We start from the raw sequence: 24,422 nt of genomic DNA, 5'->3' as shown, positions 1-24,422 counted from the left end.
TCGGAGAACCTCAACCCAGGTTCAGCTCCTTGAAGAAGTCGTTGCCCTTGTCATCGATGATGATGAAGGCGGGGAAATCCACGACCTCGATGCGCCAGATCGCTTCCATCCCGAGCTCGGGATATTCCACCACCTCGACCTTCTTGATGCAGTGCTCGGCGAGGTTCGCCGCGGCGCCGCCGATCGAGCCGAGGTAGAAGCCGCCGTGCTTCTTGCAGGCCTCGCGCACCGCCGGCGCGCGGTTGCCCTTGGCAACCATCACCATCGAGCCACCGGCGGCCTGGAACTGATCGACGAAGGAATCCATGCGGCCCGCGGTGGTCGGACCGAACGCGCCGGAGGCGTAGCCGTCCGGCGTCTTGGCGGGACCGGCGTAGTAGACCGGATGGTTCTTGAAGTAGTCCGGCAGCGGCTCGCCGCGATCGAGCCGCTCGCGCAGCTTGGCATGCGCGGCGTCGCGCGCCACGATCATGGTGCCGGTCAGCGACAGCCGGGTCTTGATCGGGTTCTTCGACAACGTGGCGAGGATGTCCGTCATCGGCTGGTTCAAGTCGATCTTGACGACCTCGCCGCCGAGCGCCTGCTCGACCTCCGGCAGATATTGCGCCGGATGATGCTCGAGCTCCTCGAGATAGACGCCGTCCTTGGTGATCTTGCCGAGCACCTGGCGGTCGGCCGAGCAAGACACGCCGAGGCCGATCGGCAGCGACGCGCCATGGCGCGGCATGCGGATGACGCGCACGTCGTGGCAGAAATACTTGCCGCCGAACTGGGCCCCGACGCCCAGGCTCTGCGTCATCTTATGGATTTCCTGCTCCATCTCCAGGTCGCGGAACGCATTGCCATCGGCCGAGCCTTGGGTCGGCAGCGCATCGAGATAGCGCGCAGACGCCAGCTTCACCGTCTTCATGCACAATTCGGCCGAAGTGCCGCCGATCACGATCGCCAAATGATAAGGCGGGCACGCCGCCGTGCCGAGCGTCAGGACCTTTTCCTTGAGAAAGGCCAGCAGGCGATCCTTGGTGAGCACCGAGGGTGTCGCCTGAAACAGGAAGCTTTTATTGGCCGAGCCGCCGCCCTTGGCCATGAACATGAATTTGTAGGCGTCCTCACCCTCAGCGTAGATCTCGGTCTGCGCCGGCATGTTGTTGGCGGTGTTCTTCTCCTCATACATCGACAGCGGCGCGACCTGCGAGTAGCGCAGATTGCGGCGCAGATAGGCGTCGCGGGCGCCTTCGCTCAACGCCGCCTCGTCGTCACCATCGGTGATGACGTTGCAGCCCTTCTTGCCCATGATGATCGCGGTACCGGTATCCTGGCACATCGGCAGCACGCCGCCGGCGGAGATGTTGGCGTTCTTCAGGAAGTCGAGCGCGACGAACTTGTCGTTCGGGCTGGCCTCCGGATCCTCCAGGATGCTGCGCAGCTGCTTCAGATGACCGGGACGCAGGAAGTGGTTGATCTCGCCGAAGGCCGCCTCGGACAAGATCCGCAGCGCGTCGCGCGACACCACCAGCATGTCGCGGCCCAGCACCTTTTCGACCCGCACGCCCTCGCTCGTGATCTTCTTGTAGGGCGTCGTATCCGGACCCAACGGAAACAGCGGCGTGTGCTTGTAGGGCGGGACGGGCTTGGACTGGTCAGGGAAAGCGGTGGGCGCGTTCATGGCGAGCTCGTGGGGTTCTAAAAAGGGCCGCCCAAAGCGGTCTTGACAGGTCTGATATCGACCATCTTCCAGGCGCGCAACCTATGTATCGGCATGGCGGCACCGGGGCCGAACCATGCCTACTTTGGTCTGAATTGCCGACCGCCCTGCCCGCTCAGATCACCACGTCGGCAAAGCTGCCGATCGACACCACCGGGCTGTGCGCGCCCTCCATCAGGCTCTCCTGGCGGACATCGCCCATGCGGTCGTAGCTCTGAATGTTGCCGAAATCGAGCTGGGTACGCGCGGCGAGATCGGCGATACGGAGCTGGAACGGACGGTAGGGCCCGACCACGAATTCCTCGGCCGGAAGATTGCGGATCAGGCTCTCCTGGCTCAGCACGAAGGCGACCGCGCCGGGCCTGCCATCGGCGCGCGTGAACACGATCAGCTTCCAGAACTCGCGCGGCAGTAGGATGCCGCGATAAAGCTGGTCGGTGGCGCGGAACACCGGGCCGTTGAAGATCGACAGTCGCGGCGTGTCCTTCTTCGCCTGCGCCGTCACATACATTTCGAGGTTGCCCCACAGCAGCACGCCATTGTGGCTGGCCAGGCTGCTCTGGTTGAACACCGAATGCTGCGGCGAGCAGTTGGTCAGATGGAAGGTGTCGCTGTTGGCGGCGTTGGCTTCGTCCTCGTCGGCGCCCCAGGCCGCGTCCTGGCGCCGCGTCAAATGGCCGAAGTCGAGCGGGTTGTCGGCGTAGAGCTCGGGGCCCGCCTGCGCCTCGCGCGGGATGCGGCTGTCATAGTACCATTTGTCCTTGCCGTCGCGCTTGACCTGGAATTTCGCCTTTGTGTCGAGATTGACCGCGGAGACGAAGGCGAGCCTGCGCTGGGCATTCATGATGACGCTGTAGTGGAAGTAGGTCAGCTCGATGCCGCCATTGGCGAGCTTCGCCACCGCTGCAGCTGCGGGCGGCGTGAGCTTGGGCAATGGCGCATCGAAGCCGAGGAACTTCGTATCGAACCCTGACCGCGGCGTCGAGAACGGCTCAGGCCGCGCCTGCTCCAGCAGATCCGAGCCGGCCGGCGCCGCGAGTCCTCCCGCCGGCGCGGCGGTGGTGGCGGCGCCAACCGCAGTGCCAAGGCTGATCGTGATGTTCAGCGGCACCGTGAGCGAGACCGTGCCGGCCGGCGACGCCGCCACGGGCTGTGGCGCAGGAGCCGGCAGCGGCGGTGGCGGTGGCTCGGGCGTCACGGACACGACCTCCACCCGCGGGTTGGAAGTGGGCCGAACCTGCCCGGCGCTGATGTTGACGAACTCGTCCTTGAGCTCCTTGCCACGCGCCACGCCCGCATTGGCGATGAACTTGACCAGACGCGAGGTGCGGATGCCTTCATTGGCGATCCATTCGACGCGGGTCTGGTCGCCGTCGGACGGCACCACCTTGTTGCTGGCGTCGAGCGCCTGACCGCTGCGGTTGGTCTTGGGCACGCCCGAATGATGCAGGGCGATGACCTCCCACTGATCGTTGAAGACCGGCGAGCCCGACGAGCCCGGCTCGGTGTCGGCTTCGTAATACGCATATTGATCCACCGCCGAGCCGTTCTCCGGCAGGTCGATCAGCTGGTTCTCGCGCACGACCACCTGTTTCAACCCGCCGCTCGGATGCTGCACGATGTTGACCGGCTGGCCGGTGATGATCTTGCCTTCGGCACCGATCAGCGGACAGAAGCCGAAATGCTCGAGCGGCGTGCCCTTGGCCGAGCTCGGGGCCACCGCGACCAGCGCGAAATCGAGCCCTTCGTCATTGAGGAAGAAGACGTCGGGCGCGAACGCGAAGGTCTCGACCGCGAGCGTCTCGTCGCCCCCGAGCTGATAGTTGAATTCGGCCCGGCTGCGCCGCGTCACCTCGTCATCGGTGAACACATGATGATTGGTGATCAGCAGCCGCGGTGTGACCAGGAAACCGGTGCCGAAGGCTTCGCCCTCCGGAAACGTCGTGACGATCCGGCACACCGCGCGGCTCGCCCGCGCGCCACGATCGAAGAACTGCACCGCGAGGAAGTCGCGCGTCTTGCCGATCACGCGCTCCACAAAGCGATCGTTGATGTCACTCGCCGTGACCTGGCCCGGCGACGGCAGGCCCTTCAGCGTCGGCGCCTCGCGCCGCAACGTCTCCTGCGCGCTCGCCGGATCCGGCGCGGCGGTCGAACTCGCCAGCTCGCTCAGCAGCCTGTTGACGTGATTGACCAGCCGCTCCTTGGATTCGACCTTAGTGTATTCGCCCTTGTTGGCGGCGCTCATGCGCTTGCGGCGCGGCTCGTTGCGCGACTTGAACCGCTTGGCCGCTTCAGCGGCGATCGCCGGTTCATAATGGAGCCTGATGAGGGGAGCAGCCATGTCGCAACTCCGCTGACAAATCTGTAGATGCAAACGATCTAATGAATACTTCCAGTAGAACATGCCTCGCCGGGAGTGACAAGGCCGACGAAGCTACCGGGTCAGAACGTCGCGCGCCGGTGGGCCGGCGACTTCACGCGTCATGACGGCGCGTCGCGCCACGTGATCGGCTGCGCTGCAAGCACGGCCGGTTTGCCACACCCGGCGGTTTGCTGCCGCAGCGCTCCGCCCGAACGCTTGCATGCCGGACCCGCGCACGCTTCAATGGCGCGGGGGTATTTGGAATGCATTCATATCATTGGGCATTTGGCCGGACTGCGGGTTTCGCCACGCTCGTTGCGCTGAGCATGGCGCTGACGTCGCAGCCGGCCCGCGCGGACCGTTGCGACGATCTCGCCAAGGAATTGAAGAACGCCATCGAGGGCATCAGGATCGGCCAGACGGCGGCCGGCACGGTCTATCTGGCGCATCCCAAAGCGCGCGAGATCACGCTCGGCTGCTCATCGAAGAATTTCAGCAACCAGCTGTTCGGCAAATCCGACCGCAAGCCGACGCCGGCCTTCGTCGAGCTGATGGCGAGCGCGGCGGCGATCGTGTTCACCTTGCCCAAGGACGACATGCAGCGCGGCGTCACCCGCTGCTACCGCCGGCTCGGGATCTTCCGCGGCGACGATGTCGCAAGCCGCTACCGGCGGCTCGACATGCGTTGCGCCAGGACCAAGACGGAGTCGTCGATCACCATCACACGCAGCAAGGATCAATAGGCCGGGATACGCTGATACCGCAGCCTTTCTTTACGCGTGTCAGCGCCCCGTTCACTATCGTGGCCGCCCTCCACGGTTGCAGACAAGTCGAACGATCCAATTGACGAAGTTTTCGTGCCCCATGCTCACGCTTGACCCAACACCAAGCGAGGAGCTGGACCATGTCCGTTTCGAGCGTTTCGACGTCATCACCGCCGCCCTCACCGCCGCCGGTCTCGACCGAGACGAACAAGCCGCAGACCCAACAGACGCAGAGCCAAGAGACTCAGTCCTTCAAGACCGAGAAGACCGGCGACGAAGCCGCTGCCGAGAAGCAGGCCTCTCGTCCGCCGCTTCCGCCCGGCCAGGGCACGCGCGTCGACATTCTCGCCTGACGACCCCACTCCATCAGGCCAACTTCGTATAGCGGCGGCGCGTCAAGCGTCCGCCGCTATACGTGTGGGCTTAGCGCGCCTGGCTGTCGGAATCTCTTCGATACGGGCGGCCACCTTCATCCTTGGCTCGATGAGTGCCGCGCGCCCGGCTTCACGCGTCCAGCGCCTTGTAATGGCGGAAGATGCCGTCTTCGTTGAAGGGGATGCGGCGCTCGCTGGCGAGATAGGCTGAGATGTTCGGTCGCGCCGCGACGCGGTCATGCAGCGCGACCAGGCCCGGGATGGTGCGCTCGAAGGCTGCCATCCGATTTGGGAACGCATAGCGCAGGCCGGCGATGATCTGGAACAGCGACAGGTCGACATAGGTCAGGCGACGACCGGTGACGTAGGCGCCACCGCTGTTGGCCAGGATCTGCTCGAGATAACCGAGGAATTTCGGCACCCGCTCGTTCCAGAACGCGGCGGTGCGCTTCTTGGCCGGCGCGCGCTGGTCCTCGTAGTACAAGGTCGGCCCGAGCGGGTGATGGGTGTCGTGGATCTCGACGACGAAATCGGTCACCGTCAGCTGCAGCTGGTGCACCCAGAGCTGCCCTGCCTCGGCTTTCGGCGCAAGACCATGGCGGCTGCCAAGGAAAAACAGGATGTTGGCGGTCTGGCCGATGACGCGGCGGCCGGCCTTGAGGAACGGCGGCGCGAAGGGCGGCGTGTCGCTGTCCGCCTCCAGCATCGCCGTCATCGCGGCGATGCCCTCCTCGCGCGCGACGTCGCGATAGGCTGCGCCGGCCTCCTCCAGCGCGAGCCGCACATATTCGCCGCGGCCCTGGATCATCGGCCAGTAATACAGCTCGTAGCGCATGGGCCATCCTCGATCTGATGCGCCCATACGTGTTGCGACGGAGAGGACGCGGGTTGTTAGTTCGCCGCGAAGCAGTATAGCAGCCCGTCGCCGCCGGTGCTCTTCAGATCGGCCTGAGAACAGCCGCCATCGGGGCCGCGCGAGGGATGCGACGCGTTCCAGGACTTCGACGGCTCGTCGTCGCGCAGCCCGATGCGATCGGAATGGCCGACCATGGCCGCACCGGTTGTCGCGCTGGTCCAGTTGCGGCAGGTGCGGTCCTCGCCGGGACCGAAGGCGGTTCCATCGGCCTGCGAGCCGGTCAGCACATCGTGGCGGTTCGGCGTATCGCCGCGGCCGTTGATGACCTCGCCCTTCTCGCTCAGAGCGGTCTGCTTGGTGAGATTGTTCGACCCGCTATGCAGATCGGCGACGTCCTTGGCGATGACGACACCCTTGGCGTTCTGCCACGGGCCTTTGCCGATGCGGTCGCGCGCGTTCACCGCCGGCTGGCCGTCGGCGGCCTGCGTCGACAGATAAGCGCGCCAGGTCTTGGCACCTGCGCCAGCCGCCTGGGCCAGGGTCTGGCAGTGCCTGTCGGCACCGGCAAGGCCGCCGAGATTGCCGCCTTGGCCGGGGCCGTTGCTTGTCAGGAAGAAGCTGATATCCGCACCGTCAGCCGACGCGGTCGCGATCAGGCCGGGCGCGACGGCGAGCAGCGCGCTGCCGATCAGGATGCTGCGGATCGATGTCATGGTGTCCTCCCTGGTGGACGTGATGCCGGCGCATCGCTTGGGCGCGATGTCGTTCGCGTTGACAGGAACCCATGGCACGCTGGAATATTCCGCGCCGGGCTCAACGCAAAAGCGCCGCGGATCGCTCCGCGGCGCTTGATGATGATCGTCCGACCGTTCGGCTCAGCTGACCTGCTGGATCGCCGACAGCTGCCAGTCGGCGCCGGGATGGCGCAGGAAGGTCCAGATCTCCGTGACCTCCTGCGGCTGGTCGGAGCCCTCGACCACGCGGCCCGAGGCGCGCTCGGTGGTCTTGTCGGCCAGGGTGAAGCGCATCGCGACCGTCGCATAGTCGGCGCCGTTCTCGCGCCAAGCCTCGGCGAGGTCGCCCTGCAGCAGCTTGACGCCAGAGACCTTGTTGACCACGCCGCGGGCCTGGTTCTGCTCGAGATCGCGCTCGAAATACGAGGCCATCTCGGGCGTCGACAACAGCCGCAGGCGGCCGACATCCTCATTCGACCAAGCCTGCTGGATCTCGCCGAGCAGGCGCTCGAACGCCTCATAATCGGCCGGCTGGATCTGCAGCGGCGGCTGGTTGCTGCCACCGCCGAAGCCACCAAAGCCGCCGAGACCTCCGCCAAGTCCACCGCCAAGGCCGCTCAGGCCTGACCGGAAGCCCTGCTGGCCGTCGGCCGGCGACGGGCCGGCGGCGTAAGCCGGCTGGTTACGGCGCTGCCACCAGGCCATCGCCATCCGCACCAGGAACACCACCAGCACGATCTGCAGGATCAGGCCGAGGATCGAGGCGAAGCCGCCGAGCCCCGAGAACAGGCCGCCGCCGAACAGCATGCCGAACAGGCCGGCGCCGAGGAAGCCCGCGGCGAGACCGCCGAGCATGCCGCCGAATCGACCGCCGAACAGGCCGCCACGCGCGGGCGCAGCGGTGTTGATGCCGCCCGGCTGACCCGGCTGGGTGATGGTGCGATTGAATTGTGACGCCGATCCGGGCGCCGTCGTGGTCGGAGGCGGCGCGGAAAAGGTACGCGTGCCGCGGGAGCCCGAGCTGGAGCCGCCGCCGATCCGGGCGTCAGCTGCCGAGACGGCGAGCACCGTCGGCAGCGCGAGTGAAAGGGCCACGGCCATCGCCTTGAGGAGGCCGCTTTTGCGCTGCATGAAGCTCATCTTTGTTTCCCATGACTCCCCGGAATGGGGATGCCCGTAAGATGGGCACTGCGGGCCAAAAAGAAAGGCGGCACGAGGCCGCGCGGCTGCGGCGCTGGGTCGCGGCTTGAATGCCCTCGACCGCCTTGTCCGGCCCTTCCCCTAACCTATTGCGGTGCCATCGTTTCCTTCACGGCCGCGACCAGTTGGCTGAGCGTGAAGGGCTTCGGCAGGAACGCGAATTGCTGGTTCTCCGGCAGGCTCTTCTCGAACGCGTCCTCGGCATAGCCCGAGACGAAGATGATCTTGATGTCGGGATTCTTCTCGCGCATCACCTTCAGCAGCGTCGGCCCATCCATCTCCGGCATCACGACGTCGGACACCACGAGATCGAGCGCGCCGTTGCATTCCTCCAGCGCCTCCATCGCCTCGATGCCGTTGGAGGCCTCGATGACGCTGTAGCCACGCGAGCGCAGGCCGCGCGCATTCAGCGCCCTCAGGCCCTCCTCGTCCTCGACCAGCAGGATCGTGCCCTGCCCGGTCAGATCGGTCCGTGGCTTCGGCGCCTCGGCGGCGGGCGCTTCCTTGGCGGCGCCATTGCTGGCCTGCGGCTCGGCCGGGACCTCCGCCACCACGTGATGGCGCGGCAGGAAGATCTGGAACGTGGTGCCTTTGCCGACCTCGCTGTCGACATAGATGAAGCCGCCGGTCTGCTTGATGATGCCGTAGACAGTCGACAGGCCGAGACCGGTTCCCTTGCCGACCTCCTTGGTCGAGAAGAACGGTTCGAAGATCTTCTCGCGGATCTCGGCCGGAATGCCGGTGCCGGTATCGCTGATCTCGATGCGGACATAGTCGGCGACCGGCATGCCTTTGTAGGCGCCCTGCGCCGCCTCGTCCGCCGACACATTGGCGGTGCGAACCGAGAGCTTGCCGCCGTCCGGCATGGCGTCGCGGGCATTGACCGCGAGGTTCACGACCACCTGCTCGAACTGCGAGACGTCGACCTTGACCGGCCACAGATCGCGGCCATGCACCAGGTCGAGCTTGACCTTCTCGCCGATCAGCCGGCGCAACAGCATCGTCAGATCGGACAGCGCGTCGCCGAGATCCAGCACCTGCGGCCGCAAGGTCTGGCGGCGGGAGAAAGCGAGCAGCTGCCGCACCAGGGTGGCGGCACGGGTCGCATTCTGCTTGATCTGCATAATGTCCTGGAACGACGGGTCGGTCGGCTTATGCGCGTTCAGCAGGAAGTCGTTGGCCATCATGATGGCCGAGAGCACGTTGTTGAAGTCGTGGGCGATGCCGCCGGCGAGCTGGCCGACCATCTCCATCTTCTGCGACTGGTTGATCTGGTTCTCCAGCGCGCGGCGCTCGGTGGTCTCGAGCATGTAGACGATCGCGGCTTCGGTCTCGCGCTCGTCCTCCTCGACGGCGGTGACGAAGAACTGGCCGAACCGCTCCTTGGCGCCGTCGAGCATCACCTCGACCGGCGGAATATCGGCCTGCCCTTCCGCCGCCTGGTTTATCGCGGCGATCAACAGGTGCCGGTCGCGCTGGCTGACGGTGCGGAAGATCGACTTCGCCGCCGCCGCATCGCCGCTCACGCTCTGCGCCAGCTTGGCGTAGCGCGCATTGGCCCTGACGACCGCGCCGCCGCGATCGACGGTCGCGATGGCCATCGGCGTGTGGTCGAAGAAGCGCATGAAGCGCACCTCGGCGGCGCGCTCCGGATCGGAACGCTCGTCGCGGGCGCGGCTGATGACCAGGGTGCGCGAGGCGCCCGGCTTGCCGTCGGCGCCGAAGGCGAGCTTGTGATAGAGCCGCGCCGGCATGGTCTTGCCGCTGCGCATCTTCAGGTCGATGTCGAATACCTCGGTCCGAACCTCGCCCGGCACCGCCACGATCGATGTCAGCAATGACGCGCCGTCACCGGAGACCACGTCCGACAGCTTCAGGCCCCCCGACGCGATCTCGGCAAGGTCATAATCGAGCCAGTTGGCGAGGGTCGCGTTGACATAGACGAGGCTGCCCTCCGGACTGACGGAGAAGAAGCCGCAGGGCGCATGGTCGAGATATTCGATCGCATGCTGCAGCTCCTGAAAGACGTCCTCCTGGCGCTCGCGATCCCGGGTGATGTCGGCGATCGACCACACCGCATATCGCGCATAGCGCTTGGTCTGGCCCAGCGGCCGGACGCGCATCCGCAGCCAGCGGGCCTGGCCGCCCTCGGCGGCGGTGATGCGCACCTCTTCCTGCTGCCGCTTGCCCTCGCGCGCGGCCTTGAGCAGGCGGAACACGGCCTCGGAGACGTCGGGATTGCCGATGAACACGCGCTCGACCGGACGCGCCTCCTGCGCGCTCGCCGCCCCGGTCATCGCGAGATAGGCGGCATTGGCATAGACCACATGGCCGCGCGGATCGGTGACCGCCAGCCCGTCAAAGGCGTGGTCGGCGATCGCGCCCATCACCGGATCGTCGGTCGTCTTGTCGGCGAAGCGGACGATGCCCGCGGCGAAGGCGAACAGATTGAACAGGCCGACGGTGGCCAGCAGCGACAGCAGACCGAGGATATAGGGCTGCGCCTGGGCGCGGCCGATCGTCATCAGCGCGATCGCCACGGCGACCAGGCCGAACGCGACAAGCAGGATCAAGAGAATGCTGCCGCTGCGGCGCGGCCGCTCCGGCAGGTTCACCTGGTCCTGTAACGCATCGTTGTCTGGTTCGGCGCTCATGGCAAAAGGACGCGACCTGTCGGCTGGGAGCCTCGGTCGATCCGGGCGGCCCCCGCTTCCACCTGCCTGAATCGACGGGTCAAGCGCAAGCCCGTCAAGCCGATATTCCATGATTTATCCGTATTTTGCGGCTGGATCTCGAACCGAATCGACGGTCATCGCGGATGCCCCGAGAGCGTGCGCCGCAGTCCCATCACATAACTGATGATCTCCGCGACCGCGTGATAATGTTCCACCGGGATCTCGGCATCGATCTCGACGGTGGCATACAGCGCGCGCGCCAGCGGAACATTCTCGACGATCGGGATGTCGTGCGCCTTGGCGATCTCCCGGATCTTGAAGGCGATGTTGTCGACGCCCTTGGCGACGCAGACCGGCGCCGACATGCCGCGCTCATAGGCCAGCGCGACCGAATAGTGGGTCGGGTTGGTGATAATGACGGAGGCCTTGGGAACCGCGGCCATCATGCGCTTCTTCATGCGCTGCTGGCGAATCTGGCGGATGCGCCCCTTGACGTGCGGATCGCCTTCCGACTGCTTGAACTCCTCCTTCATCTCCTGCACCGACATCTTCTGGCGCTCGTACCATTGCCGGTACTGGAACAGGTAGTCGCCGATCGCGACCAGCGCGAGCAGCGCGACCACCGAGCCCATCAGATGCTTGGTCAGCGAGATGGTGACGCCGAGCAATTCGCTGACGTCCATATGCAGCAGCGATTCGAGGCGCAGCCGCTCCGGCCACAGGATCATGACCATGACCGTGCCGAGCAGGACAAGCTTGAAGATGCCTTTGGCGAAATTGGCCGCGGCCTGCTTGCCGAACAGCCGCTTGGCCCCGGCCAGCGGCGAGATCTTGCTGAAGGACGGCTTCAGCGGCTCGCCGGACCAGACCAGGCGATGCTGCATCATGTTGCCCGCGATCGCCGCCAGCATCACCATCAGGATCGGCACGCCGATGGCCGCGATCACCGCAAAGGACAGGCTGCGCGCCAGCGCCAGCAGGCCCGCGCCGTCGGTATGGATCATCCATGAATTGGCGATGAGGTTTCGCATCGGCACCAGCACCGCGGTGCCGATCGAGCCGGAGAAGGTCGACATCACCAAGGTCGCGGCGGCGATCACGAACCAGGTGTTCAGCTCCTGGCTCTTGACGACATCGCCGCGCTCGAGCGCCTGGTCGAGGCGTTTTTGCGTCGGGTCTTCTGTTTTGTCCTCGGAATCGTCCTCATCGGCCATCGGTCAGGCACTCCTCACCGCGGCATCATCTCGTGAATGACGCCTTCGAAATAGCCGAGAAACGTGCCCATCATCGCGGCCAGAACCAGCCCGAAGATGAGGAATCCGATCAGAATCGAGAGTGGCGCGCCGACGAAATAGACCTGCATCTGCGGCATCAGCCGCGCCAGTACGCCGAGCCCGATATTGAAGACGAGGCCGAACACCAGGAACGGGGCCGACAGCTGCAGCCCGATCTTGAAGGCGGCGGCGAACGCCCGGGTCGCCAGTGAGGCGACGTCGCCGCTCGGGATGACCTCCCCCGGCGCGAAGATCTTGTAGCTGTCGCTGAGCGCCGCGATCACCAGATGATGGCTGTCGGTCGAGAACAGCAGCGTCACGCCCAGCATGGTGAGGAAGTTGCCGATCAGCACGCCCTGCTGCCCCTGCGTCGGATCGACCGCGGTGACGAAGCCCAGCCCCATCTGCTGCGCGATGACGGAGCCGGCGACCTGCAGCGCCGATAGCGTCACGCGAGCGGTCGCGCCGAGCACGATACCGATCACGATCTCGTGCACCATCATCACCAGCAGCGGTGAGAGGGCCTGCAGGTCGACCTGATAGGCTTGGCGGTGCAGCGGCAGCACGATCATCGTGAGCAGCAGCGCGGTCGCCAGCTTGATGCGGACCGGGATGTTGACCTCGCCCAGCCCCGGCAGCAGCATCACCATCGCGCCGATGCGCGCAAAGGCGAGCATGAACACGGCCGCCAGGGTCGGAAGAAACGAGATGTCGATACGCATCGTCGGCCGCCCCGGCCCGGACCGCCGCAGGCTGCTGCGGCTCGCCGGTCTGCGAAGAAATCGCCTGCGACGAGGCGACCAAAGAGGCGCCGAGCACAACGGCCGCTCGCGCCCGATCGAAAGCAGCAGCGCCCCCCGCGCCGCGCTTCACGACCGGTCGCAGCGCCCTTGCAAAGGACAGCTCTGCCGCGCCGCACATTGCCTCATCCGCCGATGATTCGCGACGAGATCCGCATCATGTGCGAATGCAGCGCATCGGCCATGAACGGCAGGGCCAGCAGCAGCGTCACGAAGATCGCAATGATCTTCGGCACGAACACCAGCGTCTGCTCCTGGATCTGCGTCAGCGCCTGGAACAGCGATACGACCACGCCCACGACGAGTCCGACCACCATCAGCGGCGACGACACCAGCACGATGGTCCAGATCGCATCGCGCGCCACGTCGAGCGTTTCAGCCCCGGTCATGTCCCAACCGCCCCTTCATCGTCAGCGGGCGCTTGAGCGCCCTCGGGTTGCGTGGGGCTCCGGCACATCCGGCCCCTCCGTGTCATGTCAACTGATAGAACGCGTGACGCGCCCCCTCGCGCGTCATCGGCCTGCACGATCCGAGCGAGCTCAGATCGTCATCTTCATCACGTCTTCATAGGCCTGGATCACGCGGTCGCGCACCGAGACCAGCGTCGACACCGCAACGTCGGTCTCGGCGACCGCCGTGACGACATCCATCACATTCGCCTTGCCCGCCGCCATCGCGACGGCCTGGCTGTCGGACTTGCGGCCGGTTTCCATGACGCCGCCGATCGCATCCTTCAGCACCGCGCTGAACGACGGACCGCCCTTGTCGGCGCCATTGCCATTGCCCAGCACATCGCGCACGCGCGCAAGGCTGCCGAAAGCATTGCTCGAACCGCCGGTATCCAGCACGCGGGCGGAATTTGCATAGGCGTTCGCTGCGGAAATTGGGGAGGCCATGACGTTCGTTCCTATCCTAGGTCTTGAGAATGTCGAGCGTGCGTTGGATCATCCGGCGCGTGGCGCCGATGATGTTCAAATTCGCCTCATAGGACCGCTGTGCATCGCGCATGTCGGTCATTTCAACGAGCGGATTGACGTTCGGGTACTTGACATTACCGGACGCATCCGCGGCCGGGTTACTCGGATCGTATTTGACGCGGAACGAAGACTGATCAGGGACGACCTTGCCAAGGGTCACCACCTTGGCATCCAGCGCCCGGTCGAGCGCCGAAGAGAATGTCGGGACCTTGCGGCGATACGGGTCGCCGCCGGCTTTGGCGGCTGTCGAATCGGCATTGGCGATGTTTTCGGAAATCACGCGCATCCTTCCCGCCTGCGCGCGCAGGCCGGAGGTTGCGATGCTCATCGAGCGTACAAAGTCGCTGGTGTCATTGGCCATGCGAGTCGGTCTCCATCCTCAATCTGGCTCAGGCCTTGCCGATCGCCGTCTTCAGCAGACGCAGGCTCTTGCCGTAGAGCGAGGTCGCGGCGGCATAGTCCATCTGGTTGGCGGAGACCTTCAGCATCTCCTCTTCGAGGCTGACCGCATTGCCGGCCGGCCGCGTCAGGAATCCGACCTTGCGGTTCTGGTCGAAGCTCGCGCTCTCGCCCGACGCCGGCGCGATATGCGCGGCGCTGGTGCGCGCCAGCGAGAGCGGCGCAAAGCCGCCGACGGCCTGCCCGGTTGCATCGAATTTCGGTTCAACCAGATCCTTCGGCTTGAAGTTCGGCGTATCGGAATTCGAGACGTTCTCGGCCAGCACGCGCTGGCGCTCCTGGTGCCACTGCATCTTTGTACGCAACGCCGACAGCACGGGCAGATCGTTGATGGACATGGCGCTGCTCAGTTCTGTCCGACTATCGGACGGATTCGGTAGGTAGAAATTGCCGTGCATATGGTTAACGAACGGTTAAAAAGCGGTGCGCTGCACCCCAGGAGAATCCCGGGTTTTTGACGCTTTCTTAGGAATCTGCAGGGCTCGCCGCCGAGCTATGCATCAAATCGGGACGGCAGCCCCGGCCAAGAAGTCGTTTTGGCCCCGCCGATTCATGGGCTATTAAGATGTCGGGCGGCAGTTCCTGCCGTCATGCGTTAACAGGTGGTTCCGGTTCTGAAGCTCCGTTCGCTGCCGGCGATGCGTTGGACAGACGAGAGACTTCGAAAGGACGCGGTATTTGCCGGGGACAGAGATGCAGGCGCTGACGTTCTTTTTTGCATTCGTAGCCGTGCTGGCGCTGATCGGCCTGGCCGCTTGGCTGGTTCGTCGATTCGCCGGGAATCGCCTGGGAACCAACCCGAATCGCGGCCGGATGCCCCGTCTCGCCGTGATCGATGCCGCCGCTGTGGATGGCCGCCGCCGCCTGGTGCTGGTGCGCCGTGATAACATAGAGCATCTTCTGATGATCGGCGGGCCGACCGACATCGTGGTCGAATCGAACATCGTGCGCGCGATGCCGGCGCGGGAGCAGCTGCCGCAGCGCCCTGGCCTCAGTGCCGAGCCGCAGGCCGCGCGGATCGCTCCGCTGCCGGAGCCCGCTCCCTGGCCCGATGCTGAGCCGAAGAGCGAGCCGGTCGAGTTGCCCGAGCCGCAAATGCCGGAGCTGCCGCCGCGCCCGGCCCGGCCATCCTTCATCGACGAGGTCCGCCGCACCGCCCCGGCCGCGGCCGAACGGCGCGAGCCGGCGGCGTTTGCGCCGGAGCCGCCGCCACTCGCCCGTCGCGGCGAGCCGCGGGCGGAGCCACGCCCGGAGCCTCGTTCGGAGGAGACACGCGGTGAGCCGCGTCCCGAGCGTCTGCCGCGCAGCGAGGCGCCGCGTGAGCCGTTGATCCCGCGTCCACTGCGGCCGGCCGAGGCGCCGCAGCAGAGCGAAGCAGCACGTCAGCCGGAGGCACCGGCGAAGCTGCCGCCCCTTCGGCGTCCGATGCGGCCCGAGCCGCCCGCAGCCCCGCCGGCCCCGGCTCCCGCCCCGGTCGCCCAGATGCCCGCCGCGCCTCCGCCAGCGCCGCCACCGTCGCAGCAGAGCGCCGAAGCCAACCTCGCGGAGATGGCACAACGTCTCGAGGCCGCTTTGCGGCGTCCCTCCGCCGATGCACCGGCCGCGCCAGCCGAAGGCACGCCGCTGCGCCAGGCGGTCCGTAACGAGCCGGCGCCGACACCGCCGGCCAAGACGAGCTTTGAAAATCTGGAAGACGAGATGGCCTCGCTGCTCGGCCGTCCGAAGTCGTCTCAGTGAGAGGCGGCTTCGCCCCGCGTAGAGTTCTTTTCATTGCTGTCCTGATGGCCGCCGGCGCACTGGCGGGGAGCGCGGCTGCGCAGGACATCAGCATCAATCTTGGGCCAGGCAATGGCGGCGTGACCGAGCGCGCGGTCCAGCTGATCGCGCTGCTCACGGTGCTGTCGATCGCACCGTCGATCCTGATCATGATGACGTCGTTCACGCGCATCGTCGTGGTGCTGTCGCTGCTGCGCACCGCGATGGGAACCGCGACGGCGCCGCCGAACGCGGTGATCATCGCGCTCGCGATGTTCCTGACCGCCTTCGTCATGGGGCCAGTGCTGCAGAAATCCTATGACGACGGCGTCCGGCCGCTGATCGAGAACCAGATCGGCGTCGAGGACGCGCTGCAGCGCGCCTCGGTGCCGCTGCGCGGCTTCATGCAGAAGAACGTGCGCGAGAAGGATCTCAAGCTGTTCATGGACCTCTCGGGCGAAGCGCCGCCGGCGACGCCCGACGAACTGTCGCTGCGCATCCTGGTGCCGGCCTTCATGATCTCGGAGCTCAAACGCGCCTTCGAGATCGGCTTCCTGTTATTCCTGCCGTTCCTGATCATCGACCTCGTGGTCGCCTCCGTGCTGATGTCGATGGGCATGATGATGCTGCCGCCGGTGGTGGTGTCACTGCCGTTCAAGCTGATCTTCTTCGTGCTGGTGGACGGTTGGTCGCTGGTGGCCGGGAGCCTGGTGCAGAGCTACGGCGGGTAGGCCGCGGCGCGCCGCTATCGTCGAAGCTCAGGATCGCTTAGCCTATCCCGACACCTCCGGGAAGCTTATATGCGCGTGCTCGTCAATGGCGTCAGGCTGTACTTCGACGTCGAGGGGACAGCGCTCGTCCCCGACGGTCCGGCGATGCGGCAGAAGCCGACCGTGCTGCTGCTGCATGGCGGCCCCGGATTCGACCATACCAGCTACAAGCCCGCCTACTCCGCGCTCGCCGACATCGCCCAGCTCGTCTATCTCGACCACCGCGGCAACGGCCGCAGCGAGGACGGGCCGCAGAAGCTCTGGACACTCGCCCAATGGGGCGACGACGTCAAAGCGTTCTGCGACACCGTCGGCATCGTCGATCCGATCGTGCTCGGCGTCTTGTTCGGCGGCTTCGTCGCGATGTCCCATGCGACGCGGCATCCGGAGCACCCGGCCAAGCTGATCCTGATGTCGACCGAGGCCAAGGGCCAGTCCTACCTCGAACAGCGCGTGGCGCTGTTCGAGAGTTTGGGCGGACCGGAGGTCGGCGCGCTGGCGCGGCGCCGCTTCCTCGAAACGGGCGGACACAACGATCAGGCGTCGGTCGAGGCGTGGCAGCGCCTCGCGCTGCCGCTTTACACCCGCAAGGGGCACGATCCCGACATGATGGCCCGCGCCCTGCGCCGGCCCGCGGTACTGCAATGGTTCACCCGGCCGGTCGGCTAGGTGACGTCGTTCGACCTCGTGCCCGATCTTCATCGCATCAACTGCCCAACGCTGGTAATGGGCGGTGAGGACGATCCGATGACGCCGATCGCGTGCCAGGTCGACATCGCCGCCGCGCTGCGTCCCGACCTCGTGCGCTTCGAACGCTTCGCCGATTGCGGACATGGCGTCGTGTCCGATCAGCCGGAGCGCGCATTCGCCGTGATCCGCGATTTCATCCTGGGCGCTCACGGCTGAGCGGCCCCGGTCGAGACCGACGCGCCGCGCCTCTATTTTTGCGTCACAATCACCCGCGGTCAGCACGCCTTCATTGAATCAGCAGCGCGTCGCATCGCTGAACGTGAGAGCTCGGCATTCCCCTCACAAAAGAAAAAGTCTCCGGACCGGGAGGCCGGAGACGAAGGTGAGTGGTTCGGAAAGATGATACGAAGACACTAGCTGCTCGCAAGGCGATCGTGAAGCCAGAAATTGGAGACGAAAACGGCGGAGTTAGTACACCTCATGATCGGGAATTTTTCCTAACAATTCAGGGAGACTCGGACATGACGTGCGTCTTCCGCAACTACACGATCAACAAACAGTTTCAGCGCGCAACTTCAGCCTTCCATTGGGCGTGTCGTTCTTGACGCAGACTTTGATCGCCCTCTACGATCATCGCAGGATCCGCGAGAGATCCACGGAGGAACGATATGGAAGTGACGAAGTGCCCGCGTCCGGCCTGGATTCATGCTGCCTGGAGCACGGCAGCTGCCTTGTGTGTCGCCGTCACGATACCGGCAGACCACGCGACTGCGGATGAGTTGTCAGTCGATCGCATCAAGGCAGCGATCTCCGCCGTCGACAGCACCATGATCAAGGCCAATACCGCGACATCGAAGGACTGGCCGACGATCGGCCTCGATTATGCCGAGACGCGCTTCAGCAGGCTCGACAAGATCAACACCGACAACGTCAAGGATCTCGGGCTCGCGTGGAGCTACAATCTCGACTCCGAGCGCGGCGTCGAAGCCACGCCGGTCGTCGTCGACGGCATCATGTATCAAACCGCCTCGTGGAGTGTCGTCCATGCGATCGACGCCCGGACCGGCAAGAAGATCTGGACCTTCGATCCCGGCGTGAAACGCGAGCTGGGCTACAAAGGATGCTGCGACGTCGTCAATCGCGGTGTCGCGGTCTACAAGGGCAAAGTGTTCGTCGGCGCCTATGACGGCCGTCTGATCGCGCTTGATGCTGCGAGCGGTCAGAAGGTCTGGGAGAAGGACACGCTGATCGACCACGAGCATTCCTACACCATCACCGGCGCGCCGCGCGCCTTCAACGGCAAGATCGTGATCGGCCAGGGCGGCGCGGAATATGGCGCGCGGGGCTACATCACCGCCTACGACTCCGAGACCGGCAATCAGCTATGGCGCTGGTTCACCATCCCCGGCGATCCGTCGAAGCCGTTCGAGGACGAGTCGATGGCGGCGGCCGCCAAGACCTGGGATCCGTCGACCAAATATTGGATCAATGGCGGCGGCGGCACGCCGTGGGACACGATCACCTACGATCCCGACCTCAACATGGTCTATCTCGGCACCGGCAATGGCGCGCCGTGGAATCGCAAGATCCGCAGCCCATCCGGCGGCGACAATCTCTACCTCGCCTCGATCGTCGCGCTGAATGCCGACACCGGCAAATATGTCTGGCACTATCAGGAGACGCCCGGCGATCACTGGGACTACACCTCGACCCAGCCGATGATCCTCGCCGACATCACCATCGACAGCACCCCGCGCAAGGTGATCCTGCACGCGCCGAAGAACGGCTTCTTCTTCGTGATCGACCGCACCAATGGCAAGTTCATCTCGGCCAAGAACTTCGTCGATGTGAACTGGGCCACAAGCTATGACGCCAATGGCCGTCCGATCGAGGTGCCCGCAGCGCGCGGCGATGATCCCTACGACTCCGTTCCCGGCCCCTACGGGGCCCACAACTGGCACCCGATGTCGTTCAATCCGCAGACGGGGCTGGTGTATCTCCCGGCGCAGAACATTCCGGTCAACCTCACACCGGAGAAGAGCTTCGTGAACAATGCCCCGACGCCGGGCAAGTTCGGCGGGGTCACGGCGTGGAATCTCGGCTTCATGCTGAACGCGACGCCGCCGAAGGCACCGGCGTTCGGACGCCTGCTGGCCTGGGATCCGGTCCAGCAGAAGGAAGTCTGGCGCATCGAGCACGTCTCGCCTTGGAATGGCGGCACGTTGACGACGGCTGGCAACCTGGTTTTCCAGGGCACCGCCGATGGCCGGTTCGTGGCCTATGATGCGCGGAACGGCAAAATGCTGTGGGAGACGCCCACCGGCACCGGCGTCGTCGCGGCGCCATCGACCTACATGATCGACGGGGTGCAATATGTTTCGATCGCCGTCGGCTGGGGCGGTGTCTACGGGCTGGCGCAGCGCGCCACCGAACTGCGGACTCCGGGCACGGTCTATACCTTTGCCGTCGGCGCCAAGGCCAAGCTGCCGGAGTTCGTGAAGTACCAGACCGAGGGACTGCTGCAGGGCGTGAAATATGATCCCAAGGACGTGCCGGAGGGCACCGCGCTTTACATCGCCGCCTGCGCCACCTGCCACGGCGTGCCCGGCGTGGACAAGGGCGGCAACATCCGCAATCTCGGCTACGTGCCGGCCGAAGAGATCACCAAACTGAGGGACATCGTCTTCAACGGACCGTTCCGCGAGCGCGGCATGCCCGACTTTACCAGCAAGCTCAAGGAGGAGGACGTGGTGAAGATCCAGGCCTTCATCCAGGCCACGGCCGACGCCATCCGGCCGAAGAAGTAGCTCTCCGCGCCTGGCCTGGTCCACCGCACCGGGGCGTCCGCGCCCTGGTCATGCGGCCCCCGGCCCAGGCTGCGAGCAGCTGCTTCGCCTCAGCCTGCGACGTCGTACTGCTTGCTCAGCTGATCGCCGATCTTCACCAGCATCGCGACGCTCTCGGGATAGCCCGGCAGCGTCGCCGTGCCCGGGTCGGCCTTGGCGCGGAACTCCCATTTGGTGCCCCAGCGCAGCACCGAGATCGCCATGCCGGCGGGACAATCGACCCGCGCCTTGAGCTCCTCCTTGGCCATCGCGATGAGCTCGGCTTCGGTCTTGGTCGGCTTGGTCATCTGATCCTGTCCTCCCGCCCGCGCACCATGCGTCGACCTCAACGGCCGACGATCGCCTGCTTGACGCCCTTGATGCGCGGCAGGCTCCCGGTGGTCTCCGGCTCGACCTTGGCGGCATCCTTGCCGCCTTCCGGCGACGACTTGCCGGTCGCGTCGGGGAAGCGCGCCTTCATGTCGCGCAGGAAGCCGTCGAGCGTATCGACGCTCGCCGCCATCTTGGCGATCTGGGCGAACTCGGCGCTGGATCCGCTCGCCGGCTTGCTGGCGACGTCGAAGGCGAGCTTGTCGGCCTCGCCGGTCATCAGCGGCGCATATTTCTCGCGGAAGCGAGCCAGGCCGATGGCGTCGTCAGCCAGCGCATAGCCGACGACGGCGCGCAGGATGTCGCCGCGCTCGGCCGGATTGAGCGGGCGGAAATCGCGCCAGCGGTCGCCGTAATAGAGCTCGATCTGCTCGGAGGCCTCGCGCCAGCGCCGCGACGCCCAGTAGATGTCGGAGCGCAGCCGGATCGCCTCGCGGCCGATCACGTTGGTGATGATGTCGAGGGCGAGATCATGACGGCCGATGTCGCTGTTGGCGCGTGCCTCCAGCAGCAGCCGCTGCTGGCGCAGTTCGCCCGAGAGATCGGCAATGCGGGTCGTGCGCAGCGCCTCGATGGCGCGATCCGGCTTGCGGTTGGTCAGATAGACCATGGCGAGGCGCGCCGCCACCTGGGCCCGCGCCGCGCCTTCGAGACGGCGATCGACCTGGTACTGCAGCAGCTCGGCGGCCTGATCGAGCAGATCGATGCCGACCAGGCGATCGGCCAGCTTGCGGATCATCTCGTCGCCGCGCCGGCCGATCGGGGTCAGCTCGCGAAAGCCGTAGAAGATGCTGAGCGCGTCGACCGGCGGCAGGTCATCGGCCTTGCCGCTGAGGAACAGCTGCGAGAACAGCCGTGATGCATTGTCCTGGGCCTGGCGCGCCATGTCCGAATTCGGCATCAGGCGGGTCGCCATGCGCGCGGCTTCGAGCGAGTCGGCATAGCGGCCGGCCTCCTCATAGAGCTGCGACATCATCTGCAAGGCCTGCACCTCGACCACGTCGCCGCGCCAGATCGCCTGCAGCGTCTCCAGCTCCTTCAGCGCATCGGCCGGCTTGATCTCACCGCGCTTCTGCAGCAGCTTGATCTCCAGGAGCTTGGCTTCGGCCGCGGCCATCCGGTCGCTGGAATTGATCGCGGCGCGATACTCGTCGAGCGCATCCTTCTCCTGCGCCATGGCCTCGGCCAGCCGGCCGCGCAGCACGGCCACGTCCGGCTTCATGTCGGGCGACACGCCGGTCACGTCGAGCTCGGCCCGCCGCTTGGCAGCACCGGCGAAATCCTTGATCTCGAGCGCCGACTTCATCGCATCCGCGATCACGATGCGCTGCAGGTCGAGCGGCAGCGAGGCGATGGCGAACTCGACATTCTTCAGCTTCTCGCGGGCGTCGGCAAACTTGCCCTGCCGCGCATAAGCGAGGCCCTTCCACATCTGCGAGTCGAAATTGTTGCCGATCGAGGACGTCGCGAGATCCTTCAGGCCCTGATCGGGCCGCCCCATCAGGATGCTGGCGACCGCATGGATCATCAGCATCGCGGTCTCGTCGGTGCGCGGATCACCGTCCGAGATCATCAGGTTGGTGACGCCGCGCGCCTCCGGATACATCGCCCGCGCCATGTAGAAGCGCGCCAGCGCCAGCCGCGCCTGGGCACGCCGCTCCGGCTCCGCATCGGCGGCGGCCTTGATCAGCGCGTCCTGGCGCGCCAGGAAGGGCTGGTTCTGGTTGCGCTGCCATTCGTCGATGTCGAACATCGGCCGGACAGCGGTCGGCGCGCGCTCCGGCGAGAAGCCGATCGAGGACAGCGTCAGGCCGCCGGGACGGCCAAGGATCACCTTGTCGGGCGCGATCTCGACAGCGACATCCTCCGAATTCGGGCGCACCGCGATGCCGTGAATAGAATCGAGCAGCGACAGGTCGACGAAATCCTGGCGCTTGATGAAGCCGCGGATCGGCGGTGGCGCGGTCACCACCAGCAGCGTGTCGCCGGCATCGGGATCGGTCAGCCGGTGCAGCAACCCTGCCCCGGGATTGGCGAGCGGCACCATGACATTGGCCAGCGCGGGATCGGTGACATTGCGCATCACCATCAGCGGCTGCTGGTTGCTCTGGCCCTTGTCGGCAAAGGACAGCGTCCAGCTGCGGCCGCCATCGTCGCTCGACAGCGAATGCATCTGCGGCCGGTTGAGCCTGATCCGGATCGCCTGCCCCTTGTCGAGCGGCATCCGGTTGGCCTCGCCGACGATGGCGCCGCCCTTGGCCTTGATCGGCTCGACATCGACGGGCTTGGTCGAATCGAACACCATCCACACCGTGTCGCCGCGGCGGAACAGCGCCGCCGGCGTGACCTGGCCGAAGCCGAAGGTGAGCCGCAGGCCATCGCTGTCGCGCAGCGCCTCGAGCGTGGCGGCGCCGTTCGCGGTCGTCTCCACGGGCTTCTCGGCCATCTTCTCGACCGGCTTGACGGGTTCGGCCTTGGCGATGTCGGGCTTCGCTGCCTCGGACTTTGCCGTCTCGGACTTCGTAGTCTCGGGCTTCGTAGTCTCGGGCTTGGCAGCCTCCTGCTTCGGCTCGGCCCCGGCGGCTTCGGCCTGCGGCGGCTCTGATTTGGCAGCTTCGGGCCTGGCGGGCTCGGCCTTCTCGGCCATGGCCGGCGCGGCGGCGGCCTCGGTCGCTGGCGCGGCCATGGCGGGCGCGGGCTTGGCCTCGGCTTTCATCTCTTTCGCGATCGTCTCGGAGGTCGGCGGCACGATCTCCGGCAGGGTGGCCTGCTTCGGCTTCTCGCCATTCGGCTTGTCACCATTGGGCTTCTCGGCGGCGGCGGCCGCATTGGCGCCCGGCAGCATATCGGAGGAAACCGCGGCCACCTTCTTGTCCGGCTGCACATAGGCCACGTCGATATTGTAGTTCTTCTCGTCGCGGAAGGCGTGGACATCGACCTCGCCGATCATGCCGATCTCGACCACGGTCCTGGTGCCGTCGATGCGCTGATTGATCGCAGCGACGTTCGGCGGCGCCACGATCTTGGCGTCGGCGAGGTCGAACGACAGCGGCGCGGTGAAGAACAGCGACAGCTTCTGGTCGTTAAGCACCGAGGAGATGCCGACGCCGTCGGGGATCTCGAACACGAAGCGCACGAAGGTCGGCTGCACCAGCGCGCGCACCCGGATCGGCGGGCGCTTCTTGGATTCCGCCTCTGCGCGCTGCAGCCGCAGCGCACGTTCGGCGGCGCGGGCACGCTCGGCGAGCTCGCGCACCACCTCGGCCGGCAGCGGCGGCGGCGGGCCGGTCCAGCTGTCCGGCAGCAGATCGATGAAGACGCGCTCGCCTGCGGTCATGGTGTTGACGCGCACCTTGCGCGACAGCGACAGCCGCAACGCCGAGCCGTCCGGGTCGCCACGCGCCGAGGAGATGTAGTCCGGCGCCGCATCCGTCCAGCGATCGATCGGGATATTGGCGGGCCGATCGAACCTGATCAGCAGGATCGATCCGGCAGTGGTCACCTCGGCGCCGACATCCTCGGTGAATTTCAGCACCAGGCGCGCATAGCCGTTCTGAGCCGACAGGCTCGCCTCGCCGGGCACCGGCGCAGCCCCGGCCGCAACCGTCGACAGCAGCATTCCGATGATGATGGCCGACGCCAACGCAATGCCGGAGCGCATGCGCGCGCGGACCTGCGACCGCAATCCGATGGGAGTCATGCGCACCATGGTCACAAGCTTCCAGTTCGTCATCCGTAACGCGACGGATACGCCTGCCCCGCCACGCCGGAAGTCTAGGAGCCGGCGTTTAAGGGCGCATTAAACATGC

21 protein-coding genes are annotated in these 24,422 nt (G+C 65.9%); 7 read left to right on the top strand and 14 right to left on the bottom strand.

Translation table 11 applies throughout. The features are described from left to right. Positions 1–10: 10 nt before the first annotated feature. Both ACVIJ6_RS23360 and ACVIJ6_RS23355 read right to left on the bottom strand, forming a co-directional pair. On the bottom strand, positions 11–1,666 hold the full coding sequence (locus tag ACVIJ6_RS23360) for a fumarate hydratase (protein ID WP_456774618.1): 1,656 nt from the start codon (positions 1,664–1,666) through the stop codon (positions 11–13). Positions 1,667–1,820: 154 nt separating this feature from the next. Further along, entirely contained in the window at positions 1,821–4,049 is a 2,229-nt protein-coding gene (locus ACVIJ6_RS23355; protein ID WP_456774617.1) for a DNA/RNA non-specific endonuclease, read from the bottom strand. Positions 4,050–4,333: 284 nt separating this feature from the next. Between ACVIJ6_RS23355 and ACVIJ6_RS23350 the strand changes: the two genes are divergently transcribed. Together ACVIJ6_RS23350 and ACVIJ6_RS23345 are read left to right on the top strand one after the other, a co-directional pair. After that, the gene (locus ACVIJ6_RS23350; RefSeq protein WP_456774616.1) at positions 4,334–4,813 is read left to right on the top strand and encodes a hypothetical protein; all 480 of its coding nucleotides are present in this window, start codon (positions 4,334–4,336) and stop codon (positions 4,811–4,813) included. 161 nt (positions 4,814–4,974) lie between these two features. Beyond that, on the top strand, positions 4,975–5,187 hold the full coding sequence (locus ACVIJ6_RS23345; RefSeq protein WP_456774615.1) for a hypothetical protein: 213 nt from the start codon (positions 4,975–4,977) through the stop codon (positions 5,185–5,187). 151 nt (positions 5,188–5,338) lie between these two features. On the opposite strand, the gene ACVIJ6_RS23340 is transcribed toward ACVIJ6_RS23345, so the two are convergent. From ACVIJ6_RS23340 to flgB, 10 genes are all read right to left on the bottom strand, one after another. Beyond that, positions 5,339–6,043, bottom strand: a complete 705-nt coding sequence (locus tag ACVIJ6_RS23340) for a glutathione S-transferase (RefSeq protein WP_456774614.1) — start codon at positions 6,041–6,043, stop codon at positions 5,339–5,341. Between the two features lie 56 nt (positions 6,044–6,099). After that, positions 6,100–6,777 (bottom strand): lectin, encoded by a 678-nt coding sequence (locus tag ACVIJ6_RS23335; RefSeq protein WP_456774613.1) that lies wholly within the window; start codon positions 6,775–6,777, stop codon positions 6,100–6,102. Between the two features lie 162 nt (positions 6,778–6,939). Beyond that, positions 6,940–7,929 carry a Tim44 domain-containing protein gene (locus ACVIJ6_RS23330; RefSeq protein WP_456774612.1) on the bottom strand — a complete coding sequence of 330 codons (990 nt, stop codon included), beginning with the start codon at positions 7,927–7,929 and terminating at the stop codon, positions 6,940–6,942. 155 nt (positions 7,930–8,084) lie between these two features. After that, positions 8,085–10,652 (bottom strand): cell cycle histidine kinase CckA, encoded by a 2,568-nt coding sequence (gene cckA / locus ACVIJ6_RS23325; protein ID WP_041750888.1) that lies wholly within the window; start codon positions 10,650–10,652, stop codon positions 8,085–8,087. 155 nt (positions 10,653–10,807) lie between these two features. After that, on the bottom strand, positions 10,808–11,887 hold the full coding sequence (flhB, locus tag ACVIJ6_RS23320; protein WP_456774611.1) for a flagellar biosynthesis protein FlhB: 1,080 nt from the start codon (positions 11,885–11,887) through the stop codon (positions 10,808–10,810). Between the two features lie 14 nt (positions 11,888–11,901). Further along, positions 11,902–12,669: a flagellar biosynthetic protein FliR gene (fliR, locus tag ACVIJ6_RS23315; protein ID WP_012045417.1), complete on the bottom strand. Its 768-nt coding sequence runs from the start codon at positions 12,667–12,669 to the stop codon at positions 11,902–11,904. 203 nt (positions 12,670–12,872) lie between these two features. Continuing rightward, positions 12,873–13,136: a flagellar biosynthesis protein FliQ gene (fliQ, locus tag ACVIJ6_RS23310; protein ID WP_008965881.1), complete on the bottom strand. Its 264-nt coding sequence runs from the start codon at positions 13,134–13,136 to the stop codon at positions 12,873–12,875. A gap of 150 nt (positions 13,137–13,286) precedes the next feature. Further along, positions 13,287–13,643 carry a flagellar hook-basal body complex protein FliE gene (gene fliE, locus ACVIJ6_RS23305; RefSeq protein ID WP_456774610.1) on the bottom strand — a complete coding sequence of 119 codons (357 nt, stop codon included), beginning with the start codon at positions 13,641–13,643 and terminating at the stop codon, positions 13,287–13,289. A 16-nt stretch (positions 13,644–13,659) separates the two neighbouring features. Further along, positions 13,660–14,085, bottom strand: coding sequence for a flagellar basal body rod protein FlgC (flgC, locus tag ACVIJ6_RS23300; RefSeq protein ID WP_012045419.1), 426 nt, complete (start codon positions 14,083–14,085; stop codon positions 13,660–13,662). Between the two features lie 28 nt (positions 14,086–14,113). Next, positions 14,114–14,521 carry a flagellar basal body rod protein FlgB gene (gene flgB / locus ACVIJ6_RS23295; RefSeq protein ID WP_456774609.1) on the bottom strand — a complete coding sequence of 136 codons (408 nt, stop codon included), beginning with the start codon at positions 14,519–14,521 and terminating at the stop codon, positions 14,114–14,116. Positions 14,522–14,876: 355 nt separating this feature from the next. Here flgB and ACVIJ6_RS23290 point away from each other — a divergent pair, with 355 nt between their 5' ends. The 5 genes from ACVIJ6_RS23290 (at position 14,877) to ACVIJ6_RS23270 (ending at position 20,205) form a co-directional block, all read left to right on the top strand. Beyond that, the gene (locus ACVIJ6_RS23290) at positions 14,877–15,920 is read left to right on the top strand and encodes a flagellar biosynthetic protein FliO (protein WP_456777063.1); all 1,044 of its coding nucleotides are present in this window, start codon (positions 14,877–14,879) and stop codon (positions 15,918–15,920) included. A 44-nt stretch (positions 15,921–15,964) separates the two neighbouring features. Continuing rightward, positions 15,965–16,669 carry a flagellar type III secretion system pore protein FliP gene (gene fliP, locus ACVIJ6_RS23285; protein ID WP_012045422.1) on the top strand — a complete coding sequence of 235 codons (705 nt, stop codon included), beginning with the start codon at positions 15,965–15,967 and terminating at the stop codon, positions 16,667–16,669. A gap of 69 nt (positions 16,670–16,738) precedes the next feature. After that, on the top strand, positions 16,739–17,377 hold the full coding sequence (locus tag ACVIJ6_RS23280; RefSeq protein ID WP_456774608.1) for an alpha/beta fold hydrolase: 639 nt from the start codon (positions 16,739–16,741) through the stop codon (positions 17,375–17,377). Then, on the top strand, positions 17,378–17,614 hold the full coding sequence (locus ACVIJ6_RS23275) for an alpha/beta fold hydrolase (RefSeq protein WP_456774607.1): 237 nt from the start codon (positions 17,378–17,380) through the stop codon (positions 17,612–17,614). Between the two features lie 452 nt (positions 17,615–18,066). Further along, positions 18,067–20,205: a PQQ-dependent dehydrogenase, methanol/ethanol family gene (locus ACVIJ6_RS23270; RefSeq protein WP_456774606.1), complete on the top strand. Its 2,139-nt coding sequence runs from the start codon at positions 18,067–18,069 to the stop codon at positions 20,203–20,205. Positions 20,206–20,294: 89 nt separating this feature from the next. On the opposite strand, the gene ACVIJ6_RS23265 is transcribed toward ACVIJ6_RS23270, so the two are convergent. Together ACVIJ6_RS23265 and ACVIJ6_RS23260 are read right to left on the bottom strand one after the other, a co-directional pair. Then, a complete protein-coding gene (locus ACVIJ6_RS23265; protein ID WP_012045425.1) occupies positions 20,295–20,531 on the bottom strand; it encodes a hypothetical protein in 237 nt (78 codons plus the stop codon). A 38-nt stretch (positions 20,532–20,569) separates the two neighbouring features. Further along, positions 20,570–24,322 (bottom strand): tetratricopeptide repeat protein, encoded by a 3,753-nt coding sequence (locus ACVIJ6_RS23260; RefSeq protein WP_456777062.1) that lies wholly within the window; start codon positions 24,320–24,322, stop codon positions 20,570–20,572. Between the last annotated feature and the right edge of the window lie 100 nt (positions 24,323–24,422).

It is taken from the genome of Bradyrhizobium sp. USDA 4369, assembly GCF_054056435.1.
The sequence above is the reverse complement of the archived record's forward strand: the minus strand, read 5'-3'. Positions and strand labels throughout refer to the sequence as shown.

What these genes read in the sequence shown, in the direction of transcription:
- ACVIJ6_RS23360 (WP_456774618.1), bottom strand. Translation starts at nt 1,666, where the DNA reads ATGAACGCGCCCACCGCTTTCCCTGACCAGTCCAAGCCCGTCCCGCCC.
- ACVIJ6_RS23355 (WP_456774617.1), bottom strand. Translation starts at nt 4,049, where the DNA reads ATGGCTGCTCCCCTCATCAGGCTCCATTATGAACCGGCGATCGCCGCT.
- ACVIJ6_RS23350 (WP_456774616.1), top strand. Translation starts at nt 4,334, where the DNA reads ATGCATTCATATCATTGGGCATTTGGCCGGACTGCGGGTTTCGCCACG.
- ACVIJ6_RS23345 (WP_456774615.1), top strand. Translation starts at nt 4,975, where the DNA reads ATGTCCGTTTCGAGCGTTTCGACGTCATCACCGCCGCCCTCACCGCCG.
- ACVIJ6_RS23340 (WP_456774614.1), bottom strand. Translation starts at nt 6,043, where the DNA reads ATGCGCTACGAGCTGTATTACTGGCCGATGATCCAGGGCCGCGGCGAA.
- ACVIJ6_RS23335 (WP_456774613.1), bottom strand. Translation starts at nt 6,777, where the DNA reads ATGACATCGATCCGCAGCATCCTGATCGGCAGCGCGCTGCTCGCCGTC.
- ACVIJ6_RS23330 (WP_456774612.1), bottom strand. Translation starts at nt 7,929, where the DNA reads ATGCAGCGCAAAAGCGGCCTCCTCAAGGCGATGGCCGTGGCCCTTTCA.
- cckA (WP_041750888.1), bottom strand. Translation starts at nt 10,652, where the DNA reads ATGAGCGCCGAACCAGACAACGATGCGTTACAGGACCAGGTGAACCTG.
- flhB (WP_456774611.1), bottom strand. Translation starts at nt 11,887, where the DNA reads ATGGCCGATGAGGACGATTCCGAGGACAAAACAGAAGACCCGACGCAA.
- fliR (WP_012045417.1), bottom strand. Translation starts at nt 12,669, where the DNA reads ATGCGTATCGACATCTCGTTTCTTCCGACCCTGGCGGCCGTGTTCATG.
- fliQ (WP_008965881.1), bottom strand. Translation starts at nt 13,136, where the DNA reads ATGACCGGGGCTGAAACGCTCGACGTGGCGCGCGATGCGATCTGGACC.
- fliE (WP_456774610.1), bottom strand. Translation starts at nt 13,643, where the DNA reads ATGGCCTCCCCAATTTCCGCAGCGAACGCCTATGCAAATTCCGCCCGC.
- flgC (WP_012045419.1), bottom strand. Translation starts at nt 14,085, where the DNA reads ATGGCCAATGACACCAGCGACTTTGTACGCTCGATGAGCATCGCAACC.
- flgB (WP_456774609.1), bottom strand. Translation starts at nt 14,521, where the DNA reads ATGTCCATCAACGATCTGCCCGTGCTGTCGGCGTTGCGTACAAAGATG.
- ACVIJ6_RS23290 (WP_456777063.1), top strand. Translation starts at nt 14,877, where the DNA reads ATGCAGGCGCTGACGTTCTTTTTTGCATTCGTAGCCGTGCTGGCGCTG.
- fliP (WP_012045422.1), top strand. Translation starts at nt 15,965, where the DNA reads ATGGCCGCCGGCGCACTGGCGGGGAGCGCGGCTGCGCAGGACATCAGC.
- ACVIJ6_RS23280 (WP_456774608.1), top strand. Translation starts at nt 16,739, where the DNA reads ATGCGCGTGCTCGTCAATGGCGTCAGGCTGTACTTCGACGTCGAGGGG.
- ACVIJ6_RS23270 (WP_456774606.1), top strand. Translation starts at nt 18,067, where the DNA reads ATGGAAGTGACGAAGTGCCCGCGTCCGGCCTGGATTCATGCTGCCTGG.
- ACVIJ6_RS23265 (WP_012045425.1), bottom strand. Translation starts at nt 20,531, where the DNA reads ATGACCAAGCCGACCAAGACCGAAGCCGAGCTCATCGCGATGGCCAAG.
- ACVIJ6_RS23260 (WP_456777062.1), bottom strand. Translation starts at nt 24,322, where the DNA reads ATGGTGCGCATGACTCCCATCGGATTGCGGTCGCAGGTCCGCGCGCGC.